Here is a 13007-nt window from a genome sequence, read left to right on the forward strand (position 1 = left end):
CCGCGGGAGAGCACCGCTCTCAAAAGGAAGCACCGCTCTCCCAGGAGACCTCCGCCCTCGCTCGAGAGCACCGCTCACAAACACGAGCACCGCTCTCCTCGATCGCCGCCCCCACCGCCCCGCCCAGCGTCGAAGAGCTCCGCTCTCGAACGCGAGCACTGCTCTCGGCCCACCCGCCCGCGAGCACCGCGCCCCTCGACTTCCTGCGCGCCCGCTTCGACGCCGGCCTGGCCTGGGTGCACTTCCCGGTCGGGCTCGGCGGCCTCGGCGCCCCACGCGCGCTGCAAGCCGTCGTGGACGCCCAACTGGCCGCGGCCGGCGCGCCCGACAACGACCCGCGCCGGATCGGCATCGGCCTCGGCATGGCCGCGCCGACCATCCTGCGCTACGGCACCGAGGAGCAGAAGTTCCGCCTGCTGCGCCCGCTCTGGACCGGCGAGGAGGTCTGGTGCCAGCTCTTCAGCGAGCCCGGCGCCGGCTCCGACCTCGCCGCCCTGGCCACCCGCGCGGTCCTCGGCCCAGACGACGTCTGGACGGTGGACGGCCAGAAGGTGTGGACCTCCTCCGCCCACACCGCCCGCTGGGCCATCCTGATCGCCCGCACCGACCCCACCGTCCCCAAGCACCGGGGCATCACCTACTTCGTCTGCGACATGACCGCCCCCGGGGTCGAGGTCCGCCCACTGCGCCAGATCACCGGCGAGGCCGAGTTCAACGAGGTCTTCCTGACCGGCGTGCGGATCCCCGACAGCGACCGGCTGGGCCCGGTCGGCGAGGGCTGGCAGGTCGCGCAGACCACGCTCAACAACGAACGGGTCTCCATCGGCGGCCAGCGGGTGCCCCGCGAGGGCGGCCTGATCGGCATCGTCGCCGAAACCTGGCGCGAGCGGCCCGAGTTGCGCACCCCCGAACTCCACCAGCGGCTGCTCCAGCACTGGTTGGACGCCGAGGTGCTGCGGCTGACCGGCGAGCGGCTGCGCCAGCAGCTGGCGGCCGGCCAGCCGGGCCCGGAGGGTGCCGGCACCAAGCTCGGATTCGCGCGGCTGGCCCAGGAGTTGACCGGCTTCGAGGTCGAACTCAATGGTGAGGAGGGCCTCTCCTACGACGACTGGACGATGGTCCGGCCCGAACTGGTGGACTTCAACGGCCGCGAGGCCGGCTACCGCTACCTGCGGGCCAAGGGGAACTCCATCGAGGGCGGCAGCTCGGAGATCCTGCGCAACATCATCGCCGAACGGGTGCTGGGCCTCCCGCCCGAGCCGCGCACCGACAAGGACGTCCCCTGGAAGGATCTGGCGCGATGAACCTGCTCTACTCGGAGGTCGAGGAGGAACTGCGGGCCAGTGTGCGCGCGCTGCTCGCCGACCACAGCCCGGCCGCCGTGACGCTGGCCCGGATCGAGGCACCGGACGTTCACGACCCGGCGCTCTGGCGGACCCTGGCGGCCGACCTCGGCACGGCCGGGCTGCCGGTGCCCGAGGCGCTCGGTGGCGCGGGCGCCTCGGTGCGCGAGACCGCCGTGGTGCTGGAGGAGTTGGGGCGCTCGGTGGCGCCGGTACCCTTCCTCGGCAGTGCCGTGCTGGCCACCACCGCGCTGCTGGCGGCGGGTGATCCGGCGGTGGCCGACCTCGCAGACGGGACACGGACCGGCAGTCTGGCCGTCCCGCTCTCCACCGCGCCGGGGCGCCCGTTCACCCCGTCGGTGCGGCGCGACCCGGACGGCACGCTGAGCGGACGGGTCACCTCGGTGGCCGACGCCCGCTCGGCCGATCTGCTGGTGGTCCCCGCCGAGGGCGGTGCACTCTTCGTGGTCGAGCCGGCGGCGGGCGGCTGCACGATCGAACCGCGCCGCTCGCTGGACCTGACCCGCCCACTCGCCGATGTGCTGCTGGACCGCGCTCCGGCCCGCCAACTCGCCGATGAACCAGCCGTGTTGGAGCGCACCCTACAGACCGGAGCCGGCCTGCTCGCCTCCGAACAGCTGGGCATCGCCGAGTGGTGCCTGGCCGAGACGGTCGGATACCTGCGCGAGCGCCGGCAGTTCAACCGTCCGGTCGGCTCGTTCCAAGGGCTCAAGCACCGGCTGGCCGACCTCTGGCTGCAACTGACCGGCGCCCGCGCGGCGGCTCGCCACGCGGCCGACGCCCTGGCCGCCGAGACCGTCACCGCCACCGCCCTCTCCCCCGACACCGCGATCGCCGTGGCGGTCGCCCAGGCACACTGCGGCACGGTGGCGGTCCGGGCCGCCGAGGAGTGCGTCCAGTTGCACGGTGGGATCGGGATGACCTGGGAGCACCCGGCCCACCTCTACCTGAAGCGCGCCAAGGCCGACCAGCTCGCCCTCGGCACCCCGGGGCACCACCGGTCCCTGCTCGCCGAGTTGGCGGATCTCCCGGCCTGACCAACCGGACCAGCCTGACCAACCGGACCTGCCAGACCGGCCCGACCAACCGGACCGGCCCGACCGTTCGGAGCGGGGACGCGCAAGGCGCCTGCCGATCCGCTCCCGGCCGGCCCGAACGACGACGCGGCGGCGGAGGCGGACGGCGTTCGGGCCCGGCGGACCGTCAGACGAGCACCACGACCCGCCCCGTCGTGCCGCCCTCCGCGACCCGCTGGACACCGTCCGCCGCCTGGTCGAACGGCAGTCGCTCGCTCACCAACGGCCGGATCACGCCCGCCTCGGCCAGCTTGCCCAGCTCCTCGTGGGCGGTCCGCACCGCCCGCGGGTCCTTGGTGTTGTAGAGGCCCCAGTGCAGGCCCAGTACCGAGTAGTTCTTCACCAGCGCATGCCCGAGCGCGGGCGTCGGGATGGTCCCACTGGCGAAGCCGACCACCACGATCCGCCCCTCGAAGGCGACGCACCGGGTCGAACCGGCATAGGCGTCACCACCCACCGGGTCGAAGACCACATCCGCCCCGCGTCCGCCCGTGGCCTCCTTGACCGCCGCCACGAAGTCCTCCGACTTCCGGTCGATCACCACGTCGGCGCCCAACTCCCGCGCCACCGAGGCCTTCTCGGCACCACCCACGACACCGATCACCCGCGCCCCGGCCGCCCTGCCGAGCTGCACGGCCGCGCTGCCCACCCCGCCGGCCGCGGCGTGCACCAGCAGTGTCTCCCCGGCCCGCAGCGCGGCCCGCCGGTGCAGCCCGAACCAGGCGGTCTGGTAACCGATGTGCAGCGCCGCCGCCTCGGCGTCGTCCAGGGCGGCGGGCGCCGGGAAGGCGGAGCCGGCGTCCAGCAACGCGTACTCGGCGAACGCCCCGCCGGGCAGCACCGGATTCCCGATCACCCTCCCCCAGCCCCCGGCCGGGGGGACCCCCTCCCCCGAGAGGACGTCACCGCACAGCTCGACGCCCGGGGTGAACGGCAGCGGCGGCTTCACCTGGTACATGCCGAGACACATCAGCGCGTCCGGGAAGTTGACCGCCGCCGCCCGCACCCGGACCAGCAGCTGCCCGGGCCCCGGCTCGGGCACCGGAACGTCCTCGGCCAACCGCATCACGTCCCGCGGCAGCCCCAACTCGCCTACCTGCCAAGCCTTCATACCGACCAGTCCTCAGTCCCGTGCCTCGACGCCGCGTGCCTCGACGTCCCGTGCCTCGACGATCTTCTGCTGCAGGTGGTTCATCGCCCCTAGCCAGCGGTCCGGATCGGTGGCCCGGGCCGCGTAGTAGTCGGCCACCGCGGGGTGCGGCAGGATCAGGAACCGTTCCTCCGCCAGCGCCCGCAGCACCGACCGCGCCACCTCCTCCGGCTCCAGCGCGTCCGCCGCCAGCAGGGCCTGGCCGACCTCGCCGGAGTCCGCCAGGATCCGGGTCCGCACCCCCTGCGGACAGAGTGCGTGTACCCGCACACCGCGGTGCCGGTAGGTCGCGGAGAGCCACTCGGCGAAGGCCAGCGCGCCGTGCTTGGTGACCGCGTACGGCGCCGAGCCGAGCATGGTGAGCAGCCCCGCCGCCGACACGGTGGCCACGAACCGCCCGCCGCCGCGCTCCAACCACTCCGGCAGCAGCAGCTCGGCGGCCCGGACGTGGGCGAGCACGTTCACCTCCCAGGCGGACTCCCAGGCCTGCCCCGGGGCGTCCGCGCCACCGGTGGGTGCGACCCCGGCGTTGGCACAGAAGACGTCGATCCCGCCCAACTCGGCCCGGGCCGCCTCGACCAGCGCGGCGACGCCCGCCCGGCTCGCCGCGTCACCGGGCACCGCGAGTGCGCCGATCCCCGCCGCGGTCCCGGCGGCCGCCTCCGGGTCGAGGTCGTTGACCACCACCCGGGCACCCGCCGCCGCGAAGGCGGTGGCCAGCGCGGCCCCGATCCCGCGCCCGGCACCGGTGACCACCACCCGCGCCCCGACGGCGCTGAAGCCGGCACCCACTCCCCCCGCGCTCAAAACCCGCCGCCCAGCGTCACGCCACCGTCCACCACCAGGGTCTGCCCGGTGATCCAGGCCGCCTCGTCCGACAGCAGGAAGGCCACCGCTCCCGCGACGTCCGCCGGCACGCCGAGCCGCTTCAGCGGGTACGCCGCCGCGACCTCCTCCTCCCGGTCCAGGTAGAGCGCCTCGGCGAAGCGGGTCTTGACCACCGCCGGCGCCACCGCGTTGACCCGGATCCGCGGGCCCAGCTCGCCCGCCAGCTCCATGGTGAGCCGGGACAGCGCCGCCTTGCTGACCCCGTACATGCCGATCCCGGGCGAGTTGCGCAGCCCGGCGACCGAGGAGACGTTGACGACCGCGCCGCCGTGCTCGCGCATCCAGGCGGCGTGCGCCAGCCGGGTCCAGGCCAGCGGGCCGAGCACGTTCGCGGTGAGGATCTTCGCCGCGGCAGCCGGATCGGTCTCCAGCACCGGCCCGAACACCGGGTTGATCCCGGTGTTGTTGACCAGCAGGTCGAGCCGGCCGAAGGCCTCCATGGTGCGGGCGACCGCGTCCTGCTGGTGGGCCGGGTCGTCGGCCTTGCCGGCCACCGCGATCGCGTGCTCCGCACCGCCCAGCTCGCGCACCGCCTCGGCGAGCGGCTCGGGCGTCCGGGCGGTGACGCAGACCTGGGCGCCGCGCTCCACCAGCTCGCGGGCGATGCCGAGCCCGATTCCCCGGCTGGCGCCGGTGACCAACGCTACCTGTCCCTTGAACGAATGCGTCATGGCCGTCCTCACTCGGATGCTGCTGCGGGGGTGTCCGTCGCGGACGCCTGTCGCCGCGAACGTCCGCGGCCGGCCTACGCGGCGGTAACTAAGCGCTTGCTTAGCATGTTGTCCCCGGGCCACACTGTCAACCGTCCGTGACCCGCCCCATGCGAGGATGTCGCTCATGACCGAACCGCAGCACCTCGCCGACCTGTGGCCCGGGGACCGGCCCGAGGCCGCGCGGCGGCTGCTGCTCGCCGCCGTCGAGGCCTTCGCCACCCGCGGCTACCACGCCACCACCACCCGTGACATCGCCACCGCCGCCGGAATGAGCCCGGCCGCGCTCTACATCCACTACACCTCCAAGGCCGCGCTGCTCGCCGAGATCAGCCGGAACGGGCACGCCGGCACGCTCGCGCTGGTCGAGGCGGCGGTGGCGGAGAGCAGCGACCCGCGCGAGCAGATGCGCCGGCTGGTGGCGGCGTTCACCGCCTGGCACGCCCGCGGCCACACCGTCGGGCGGATCGTCAACTACGAGCTGCGGGCACTGCCGGCGGAGGACTTCGAGGTGGTCGCCGAGCTGCGCCGACGGATCGAGGACACCGTGATGCGGGTGATCGAGGCGGGCGTCGCGGCCGGCCTCTTCGACGTGCCGCCGGCCACCACCCGCACCACCGCCCGCGCGGTCACCTCGCTCGGCATCGACGTCGCCCGCTGGTACAACGAGCGCAGCACCGAGACCCCGGAACAGCTCGGCGACCGCTACGCGACCCTGGTTCTGCGGATGGTCGGCGCCGGATAGCGGTCGCCGGGCCGGCAACCCGACACGGGCGGCAGCCGGACACGAACGGCAACCCGACGCGGGCGGCAGCCCGACGCGAACGGCGGCGCGGGCAGGAAAGCCCACGCCGCCGTCTCGACCACCGGCCGGCTCCGCCGCGGCACCACGGGGACCGGCCCGGCGCCCGCCGCGGTCAGCACCGCGGGTGTCGCGCGGGCGCACCCGGCCGAGGACGTCCCGACCGGCGCCCGGGGAACACCGGTCAGGGGGTGGGCAGCGTGCACCCGGGCAGTGTCAGGTCGAGCTGGTTGCCGGGCGCGAAGCAGGCCGGCAGCAGATAGGTCTCCTCGGCGTAGTTGGTTCCCCGATGGACCGTCACGTTGCCGTCCTGGTCGACCTCGCAGGGATTGTCGAGGGTGCAGCTCTCGCCGTCCTCGTTGCCGGTGTTGTTGACCGCGACCAGCAACCCGGTGTTGGTGTCGATCACCGGCGAACCCGACGTACCCGCGACGGTGTCGCAGGTCGAGGTGTAGCGAACCGAGTCGTCCCAGACCCAGTTCGCCTCGTGCAACTGGTACACGAAGCCGTCGATGCCACACGAGTAGGTGGTCCGCCAGTACCCGGAGACCACCTCGATCGGCTCGCCGACCGTGGGATGGTCCGGCGAGATGGTCAACGGGCTGATGCCGTAGCGCTGTTGGATCGCCGCGTAGCTACTGGTGAGCTGGTAGAGCGTCACGTCGGTGTTGGTCATGGTGGCGTACACGACCTTGCTCGCCCGCAGGGTGCCGAGTCTGCCGCCGGAGGCGCTCAGCAGCGTGAAGCTGCGGCTGGACGGCTGGTCGGTGATCACCTGCCCCGGGTCGGGCATGCCGGTCTCCAGGCAGTGACCGTTGGTCAGCACCAGGGCCGGGTCGGTGGCAACGGAGTCGGGCATCCGCACCACCGAGCCGGAGCAGTCGCTCAGGGCGACCGTCCCGGCGAAGCTCACGGTGGCCGCGGGCGCGACGGTGGACCTGACCGGGACCGCGGCCTGCGCCGGAACCGCGCCGGCCAGCGCGCTGGCCGAACCGAGCAGCAGGGCGGCGAGCGCACCGAGAAGAGGCTTCTGCACAGCGGGACTCCTTGTCGTCGGTCCCGCCAAGGTGACCCGTACATGTCCAACTGTCAAGACGACAAGCGGAGTTGACCAGCAACTCGTCGCTAGCGAACGTCCGTCCCGATGATCCGCCGGACGATCTCCTCCGGCCGGGCCGGCCGCCCGAAGTACCAGCCCTGGGCCCGGTCGCAGCCCATCTCGCGCAGCCGCCGGGCGTGGTCGGCGTTCTCCACGCCCTCCGCCGTGACGGTCAGCCCGAGCGTGTGGGCGAGCGAGACCAGACCGCCCACGATCCGCCAGCCGAGCACCTGCTCCTTGCCGGACTCCTTCAGGTCACTGACGAACGAGCCGGCGATCTTCAGACAGGAGACCGGCAGGTCGCGCAGGTAGGCCAGGTTGGACCAGCCGGTCCCGAAGTCGTCGACGGCGAGCGAGACGCCCAGGTCGACCAGCGAGTGCAGGGACCGCAGCGACTCGTCCTCCGGACCGACCACCGCGCTCTCGGTGATCTCCAGTTGCAGCCGGGCCGGGTCCAGCCCGGTGGAGCGCAGGATCCGGTCGATGTCGCCGACCAGCCCCGCGTTGCGGACCTGCCGGACCGCCAGGTTGACGTTGACCTGCGGCGCCCGGTCGCCGAACCGGGCCACCCAGTCCGCCGCCTGGCCGCAGGCCTGCTCCAGCACCCAGCGGCCGAGCGGCATGATCAGCCCGGTCTCCTCGGCGGTGCCGATGAACTCGTCCGGACCCAGCACGCCCAGCTGCGGGTGCCGCCAGCGGACCAGCGCCTCGACCGCCGCGAGCCGGCCGCTCGCGAGGTCGCAGAGCGGCTGGTAGTCGATGAAGAACTCGCCGCGGTCCAGCGCCACCGGCATCCGCACCGAGACCGCGTACCGGCTCACCGCGCGGGCGTTGCGCTGCGGGTCGAAGAGCGTCCACCGGCCCCGGCCCTCCTCCTTGGCGCGGTAGAGCGTCAGGTCGGCGGCGCGCACCGCGGCCAGCGGCGTGGTCGCGGCGACCGGCCGCTCCAGCACGCCCACGCTGGCACCCACCGCCAGCCGGTGCCCGTCGATCGGCACCGGTTTGGCGAGCGCCGCCAGCACCGTCTTGGCCGCCGCGACCGCCTCCTGCTCCCCCCGGCAGTCCTCCAGCAGCACCACGAACTCGTCGCCGCCCAGCCGGGCCACCAGGTGCCCGAGCGGGCGCAACGCGGTCTCCAGCCGCAGCGCCACGGCGGCCAGCAGCTGGTCGCCCATCTCGTGGCCCAGGCTGTCGTTGACCACCTTGAAGCCGTCCAGGTCGACGTAGCAGAGCCCGAACCGGGCCCCCGGCTCGGGGGACTCGAACAGCGCCTCCAGCCGCTCGAAGAAGGCCGAACGGTTCGGCAGCCCGGTCAGCGGGTCGTGGGTGGCCTGGTGGCGCAGCCGCTCCTGGAGCCGGTAGCGGTCCGTGATGTCCTCCAACATCGCCACCTGGTACACCGGGGTGCCTTCGTCGTCGCGGATCAGCGAGACGGTCAGGTGGGTCCAGACCACCTCGCCGTCCGCCCGGTAGTACGGCTTGTCGAACTGGAAGTGCTCGCGCTTGCCGCTGACCAGTTCCTCGTAGGCCTCCCAGACCCCCGGGGTGTCCTCCGGGTGCACCAGGTCGTTGACCCGGCGGCCGCGCATGTCCTCCGGACGGGCACCGAAGATCTCCTGGAGCGCCTTGTTCACCGCCAGGATGTTGCCCTCGACGTCGCCGATGCCGATCCCGATCGCCGCGCTCTCGAAGAGCGCCCGGAACCTGGCCTCGGACTCCCGCAGGGCCCGTTCGGCGTCCCGGCGGGCGGTGTCGGCGGCCAGCCGGATGGCCTCCTGCTCGCGCAGGGTGCGCTCGCGCAGCGCCGCCGCCCAGCCGGCCGCGAAGGCACCGGAGAGCGCCGGGGACAGCTCGCTGGTCTGGAGCAGCTGGATCGCCCGGGCCAGCAGGTCGGGGTCGGTGAAGTGGTGGTCCACCAGCAGCGCGCCGGCCTCCGCGGCGGGGGCGGTGTCGAAGGCTCCCTCGTGCTGCTGGGCCTGGTGCAGCAGCGCGCTGGTCCGCTTGACCAACCGGCGCAGTGCCACGGGGTGCATCGCGGCGCCCTGGCCGCCGCGCAGCAGCCGTGCCCAGTCCTCCGCGAAGGCGGCGACGGCACGCTCGTCCGCCGCCCGGGCCGTGGTCACGTCCGCAGCCCCACCCCGGCCACGCCGGTCATCCGCTCCGGATGCGGACCCACCGAGGTCGGATCCTCCGGCCGCCACTGCGGCAGGAAGACCACGCCGGGCTCGACCGGTTCGAAGCCCTCGAAGAGGCCGGTGATCCGCTCGATCCCGCGCATGGTCAGCGGGTTGGGGGTTCTGGCGTAGAGGTCCTGGTGGGAGTCGGCCTGGTCGGGGCGGCCCTCCAGCGAGGCGTGGCTGAGCGCCATCGCGCTGCCCGGCGGCAGGGCGTCGCGCAGCGTGCGGACGATGCCCTCCGGGTCCTGCTCGTCGCCGACGAAGTGCAGCACGGCGACCAGCAGCAGCGCCACCGGCTCACCGGGGGCCAGCAGCTCGGCCACCTCGGGGCGGTCCAGCAGGTCGACCGGGTCGGTGAGGTCCGCCCGCACCACCTGGCTCAGCGGGTCGTCCTGCAACAGCAGGCGGCTGTGCGCGACGGCGACCGGGTCGTTGTCCACGTAGACCACCCGGGCTTCCGGATGGATCTCCCGGGCCACCTCGTGCACCGGCCCGAAGGTCGGGATGCCCGAGCCGATGTCCAGGAAGCGGGTGATGCCGCGCTCGGCCAGGAACTGGACCGAACGGCGCAGGAAGGCCCGGTTGGCACGCATGATCAACGGCAGGTCGGGCCAGAGCTTCATCGCCTGCCGGGCCATCTCGCGGTCCGCGGCGAAGTTGTGCGAGCCGCCGAGGTAGTAGTCGTACACCCGAGCCGCGGCCGGCCGGTCAAGATCCATGCCCGCGGGTACCCATGGCGGTCTCCGCATCTGGGACCCCTTCCGGAACAGGAATAGACAAGAGGCACGGGGATCATCCTATGAATGGGCCGTCCCTCGCAACCGCCGGCCCCGACGCGGAGCGATCCGCGCCGGGGCCGGCGGGCGCCTACTCGACCGTCACGCTCTTCGCCAGGTTGCGCGGCTTGTCGACGTCCCGCTCCAGGGCCACCGCCGCGTGGTAGGAGAGCAGCTGCAGCGGGATGTTGAGCAGCAGCGGGTCCAGCTCCGGCTCGCTCTTGGGGACGGTGATGCTGTGGTTGGCCAGCTTCGGGTCGTGCACGCGGTGGCCGACCGCGATCACCCGACCGGCCCGGGCCCGGATCTCACCGAGCGTGGTGAGGTTCTTGTCGAGCAGCTCGTCGTCCGGAACCAGCGCCACGGTGGGCAGTTCGGGGCTGATCAGGGCCAGCGGGCCGTGCTTCAACTCGCTTGCCGGGTAGGCCTCGGCGTGCACGTAGCTGATCTCCTTCAGCTTCTGCGCACCCTCCCGGGCCACCGGGTAGCCACGCACCCGGCCGATGAACATCATGCCCTGGCAGTCGGCGTACTCGGCGGCCAGCGCGGCGATCTCCTTCTCCTGCTCCAGGATCTCCTGGATCTGGCCGGGCAGCGCCTTCAGACCCTCGACGATCCGGCGGCCGTCGGCCGGCGAGAGGTCGTGGATCCGGCCGAAGTGGAGTGCCAGCAGCGCGAAGGCGACCACGGTGGAGGTGAAGGCCTTGGTGGAGGCGACCGAGATCTCCGGTCCGGCGTGCAGGTAGATGCCGCCGTCGCAGGCCCGGGCGATGGCGCTGCCGACCGTGTTGACCACGCCCAGCACCCGACCGCCCTTGCGCTTGACCTCCTGCACGGCGGCCAGCGTGTCGTAGGTCTCGCCGGACTGGCTGACCGCGACGTAGAGGGTGTCCGCCTCGATCACCGGGTTGCGGTAGCGGAACTCCGAGGCCGGCTCGCTGTCGGCGGGGATCCGGGCCAGCTCCTCGATCAGCTGGGCGCCCATCTGGCCGGCGTAGTAGGCCGATCCGCAGCCGATGATCTTCACTCGGCGGATGTCGCGCAGCTCCCGGGGCTCCAGGTTCAGGCCGCCCAGGTGCGCGGTGGCGAAGCGCTCGTCGAGCCGGCCGCCGAGCGTGCGCTCGACGGCGGCGGGCTGCTCGTGGATCTCCTTGACCAGGTAGTGCGCGTGCCCGGCGGTGTCGTAGGAGTCGACCTCCCAGTCCACGGTGGAGGGCTGACGGTTCGTCGGGCGCGCGTCCTCGGTGAAGGTGCGGAATCCGTCGGCCCGCACCACGGCCAGCTCGCCGTCCTCCAGGTGCACCACCTGGCGGGTGTAGCGGACCAGCGCGGCGACGTCGGAGGCGGCGAACATCTCCTTCTCGCCGATGCCGAGCACGATCGGGCTGCCGTTGCGAGCCACCACGATCCGGTCCGGCCGCTCGGCGTCGAGCACGGCGATGCCGTAGGTGCCGACCACCAGGGCGAGCGCGGAGCGGACCGCCTCCTCCAGCTCGGTGCCCTCCGCCGCGTGCGCGGCGACCAGGTGGACCAGCACCTCGGTGTCGGTCTCCGAGCGGAACACCGCGCCCTCGGCGGTGAGCTTCTCGCGGAGCTGGTCGGCGTTCTCGATGATCCCGTTGTGCACCACCGCGAAGCGCTCGGCGTTGTCCAGGTGCGGGTGGGCGTTGGCGTCGCTGGGCTCGCCGTGGGTGGCCCAGCGGGTGTGGCCGATGCCGGTGGAGCCCTTGAAGCGGGCCGGCACGGTGGCGGCCAGGTCGGCCACCCGGCCCTTGGTCTTGCGCGTCTTCAGGCCCGCGCCCTTGCCGGTGACGGCGACCCCGGCCGAGTCGTAACCGCGGTACTCCAGGCGCTGCAGGCCTTCGAGCAGGAAGGGGGTGGCGTCCTTGGGGCCGATGTAGGCGACGATTCCGCACATGGCTGGTGGCTCTCCTGAGGGTGGGAGGGACGGGTGGGGTACGGCGGGGTCCGGCGGGTGGGCTCGGCGGCTCAGCCGTAGACGATGCGGCGCAGTTGGCGGGCCGACAGCTCGGGTGCCACGACCCGGCGGGCCGGCAGCTCCTCGGCGATCCGCGTGAAGATCTGCTCGTTGGTCAGTCCACGCGCCTGGAGCTCGGCGTGCCGGCGCTGGACGTACTCGCCGGTGGTCTCGTTGAAGTACGCGAGCACCTCGGCGACCACCCGGGCGGCCTCGCCCGGGGCCAGCGCGCTGCTGCGGGTCAGGTGGGCGAGCAGGTCGCCGTACTGGGGCGGTGGAGTGGTGGACACGGAGAGCGAGCCTAGGCGTACGGTCGGAATAAACCAAGAATCCTGCCCGATATCGGGCAGGATTCTCAGTTTCGACGCCGCTCGGCCTGGCTGGCGGCCTCAGGCCGGGGTCGCCGAGCCGCCCCGACCGCGCCGCAACAGGCGACGTCGGGCCGGTTGCTCGGGCAGCCATCCGAAGGCCAGCGAGCTGCCGATCAAGCCGAGCAGCATGCCGAGCAGGAAGCCCCCGAGGTTGGAGGTGATCCAGGTGCCCAGGGTCAGCAGCACCGCGAGGATCGAGTAGAACAGCCGCTGGGCCGGGTTGAAGAGCAGCAGCAGGCCGGTCACCAGCAACAGGATCGGCACCAGGTAGCCCGCCAGGCCCTGCATGCCGATGTGCAGGATGACGGGCAGCGGCGCCTTCTCGGTGACCAGGATCTCCGCACCGGCCAGGGTGACCAGCAGGCCGCCCCAGAACGGCCGGCGACCCCGCCAGGCGGCGAAGGACCGGACCCGGGCGACGGGGACGACGGGAGCGGCGACCGCGGACGCGGGGACGGGCACCTCGACCTCGGGCACCTCGACCTCGGGGGCCTCGACCTCCGGCACGGCGGGCTCCGGCGCGGCGGCCTCCGGAACCGCGGGCCCGGCCTCGGCCCTCGACCCGGGGTCCGACCCCTCCGCCTCCGGGCCATCCGGCTCCGGCTCGTCCGTCACC

12 protein-coding genes are annotated in these 13007 nt (G+C 73.2%); 3 read left to right on the forward strand and 9 right to left on the reverse strand.

All coding sequences use genetic code 11. From position 1 onward, the window contains the following. Positions 1–101 precede the first annotated feature (101 nt). Entirely contained in the window at positions 102–1304 is a 1203-nt protein-coding gene (locus ACIGXM_RS10560; protein WP_396559174.1) for an acyl-CoA dehydrogenase family protein, read from the forward strand. Beyond that, on the forward strand, positions 1301–2401 hold the full coding sequence (locus ACIGXM_RS10565) for an acyl-CoA dehydrogenase family protein (RefSeq protein ID WP_396559037.1): 1101 nt from the start codon (positions 1301–1303) through the stop codon (positions 2399–2401). Before ACIGXM_RS10560 ends, ACIGXM_RS10565 begins: the two co-directional genes overlap by 4 nt. 166 nt (positions 2402–2567) lie before the next feature. Here ACIGXM_RS10565 and ACIGXM_RS10570 read toward each other — a convergent pair whose 3' ends face one another. The 3 genes from ACIGXM_RS10570 to ACIGXM_RS10580 are packed head-to-tail and all read right to left on the reverse strand — an operon-like array spanning position 2568 to position 5149. Beyond that, the gene (locus ACIGXM_RS10570; RefSeq protein ID WP_396559039.1) at positions 2568–3551 is read right to left on the reverse strand and encodes an NADPH:quinone oxidoreductase family protein; all 984 of its coding nucleotides are present in this window, start codon (positions 3549–3551) and stop codon (positions 2568–2570) included. Positions 3552–3563: 12 nt separating this feature from the next. Next, positions 3564–4382 carry an SDR family oxidoreductase gene (locus tag ACIGXM_RS10575; RefSeq protein WP_396559041.1) on the reverse strand — a complete coding sequence of 273 codons (819 nt, stop codon included), beginning with the start codon at positions 4380–4382 and terminating at the stop codon, positions 3564–3566. Positions 4383–4393: 11 nt separating this feature from the next. Continuing rightward, positions 4394–5149: an SDR family oxidoreductase gene (locus tag ACIGXM_RS10580; RefSeq protein ID WP_396559043.1), complete on the reverse strand. Its 756-nt coding sequence runs from the start codon at positions 5147–5149 to the stop codon at positions 4394–4396. 166 nt (positions 5150–5315) lie between these two features. On the opposite strand from ACIGXM_RS10580, the gene ACIGXM_RS10585 reads away from it, so the two are divergent. After that, on the forward strand, positions 5316–5933 hold the full coding sequence (locus ACIGXM_RS10585) for a TetR/AcrR family transcriptional regulator (RefSeq protein ID WP_396559045.1): 618 nt from the start codon (positions 5316–5318) through the stop codon (positions 5931–5933). A 241-nt stretch (positions 5934–6174) separates the two neighbouring features. Here ACIGXM_RS10585 and ACIGXM_RS10590 read toward each other — a convergent pair whose 3' ends face one another. The 6 genes from ACIGXM_RS10590 to ACIGXM_RS10615 all read right to left on the reverse strand — a co-directional run bounded on the left by ACIGXM_RS10590 (position 6175) and on the right by ACIGXM_RS10615 (position 13006). Next, a complete protein-coding gene (locus ACIGXM_RS10590; RefSeq protein WP_396559047.1) occupies positions 6175–7026 on the reverse strand; it encodes a trypsin-like serine peptidase in 852 nt (283 codons plus the stop codon). 89 nt (positions 7027–7115) lie between these two features. Then, the gene (locus ACIGXM_RS10595; RefSeq protein ID WP_396559049.1) at positions 7116–9212 is read right to left on the reverse strand and encodes a putative bifunctional diguanylate cyclase/phosphodiesterase; all 2097 of its coding nucleotides are present in this window, start codon (positions 9210–9212) and stop codon (positions 7116–7118) included. After that, a complete protein-coding gene (locus ACIGXM_RS10600) occupies positions 9209–10015 on the reverse strand; it encodes an SAM-dependent methyltransferase (RefSeq protein WP_396559051.1) in 807 nt (268 codons plus the stop codon). The genes ACIGXM_RS10595 and ACIGXM_RS10600 overlap by 4 nt, the downstream gene beginning before the upstream one ends. A gap of 118 nt (positions 10016–10133) precedes the next feature. Next, the gene (gene glmS, locus ACIGXM_RS10605; protein ID WP_396559053.1) at positions 10134–11960 is read right to left on the reverse strand and encodes a glutamine--fructose-6-phosphate transaminase (isomerizing); all 1827 of its coding nucleotides are present in this window, start codon (positions 11958–11960) and stop codon (positions 10134–10136) included. A 71-nt stretch (positions 11961–12031) separates the two neighbouring features. Further along, positions 12032–12310, reverse strand: a complete 279-nt coding sequence (locus ACIGXM_RS10610) for a hypothetical protein (RefSeq protein ID WP_396559055.1) — start codon at positions 12308–12310, stop codon at positions 12032–12034. 99 nt (positions 12311–12409) lie between these two features. Continuing rightward, positions 12410–13006, reverse strand: a complete 597-nt coding sequence (locus tag ACIGXM_RS10615; protein ID WP_396559057.1) for a DUF6114 domain-containing protein — start codon at positions 13004–13006, stop codon at positions 12410–12412. Between the last annotated feature and the right edge of the window lies 1 nt (position 13007).

Source organism: Kitasatospora sp. NPDC052896 (genome assembly GCF_044547075.1).
Classification (GTDB): Bacteria; Actinomycetota; Actinomycetes; order Streptomycetales; family Streptomycetaceae; genus Kitasatospora.

Coding starts and splice junctions, on each gene's coding strand:
- ACIGXM_RS10565 (WP_396559037.1), top strand. CDS start 1,301: ATGAACCTGCTCTACTCGGAGGTCGAGGAGGAACTGCGGGCCAGTGTG.
- ACIGXM_RS10570 (WP_396559039.1), bottom strand. CDS start 3,551: ATGAAGGCTTGGCAGGTAGGCGAGTTGGGGCTGCCGCGGGACGTGATG.
- ACIGXM_RS10580 (WP_396559043.1), bottom strand. CDS start 5,149: ATGACGCATTCGTTCAAGGGACAGGTAGCGTTGGTCACCGGCGCCAGC.
- ACIGXM_RS10585 (WP_396559045.1), top strand. CDS start 5,316: ATGACCGAACCGCAGCACCTCGCCGACCTGTGGCCCGGGGACCGGCCC.
- ACIGXM_RS10600 (WP_396559051.1), bottom strand. CDS start 10,015: ATGCGGAGACCGCCATGGGTACCCGCGGGCATGGATCTTGACCGGCCG.
- glmS (WP_396559053.1), bottom strand. CDS start 11,960: ATGTGCGGAATCGTCGCCTACATCGGCCCCAAGGACGCCACCCCCTTC.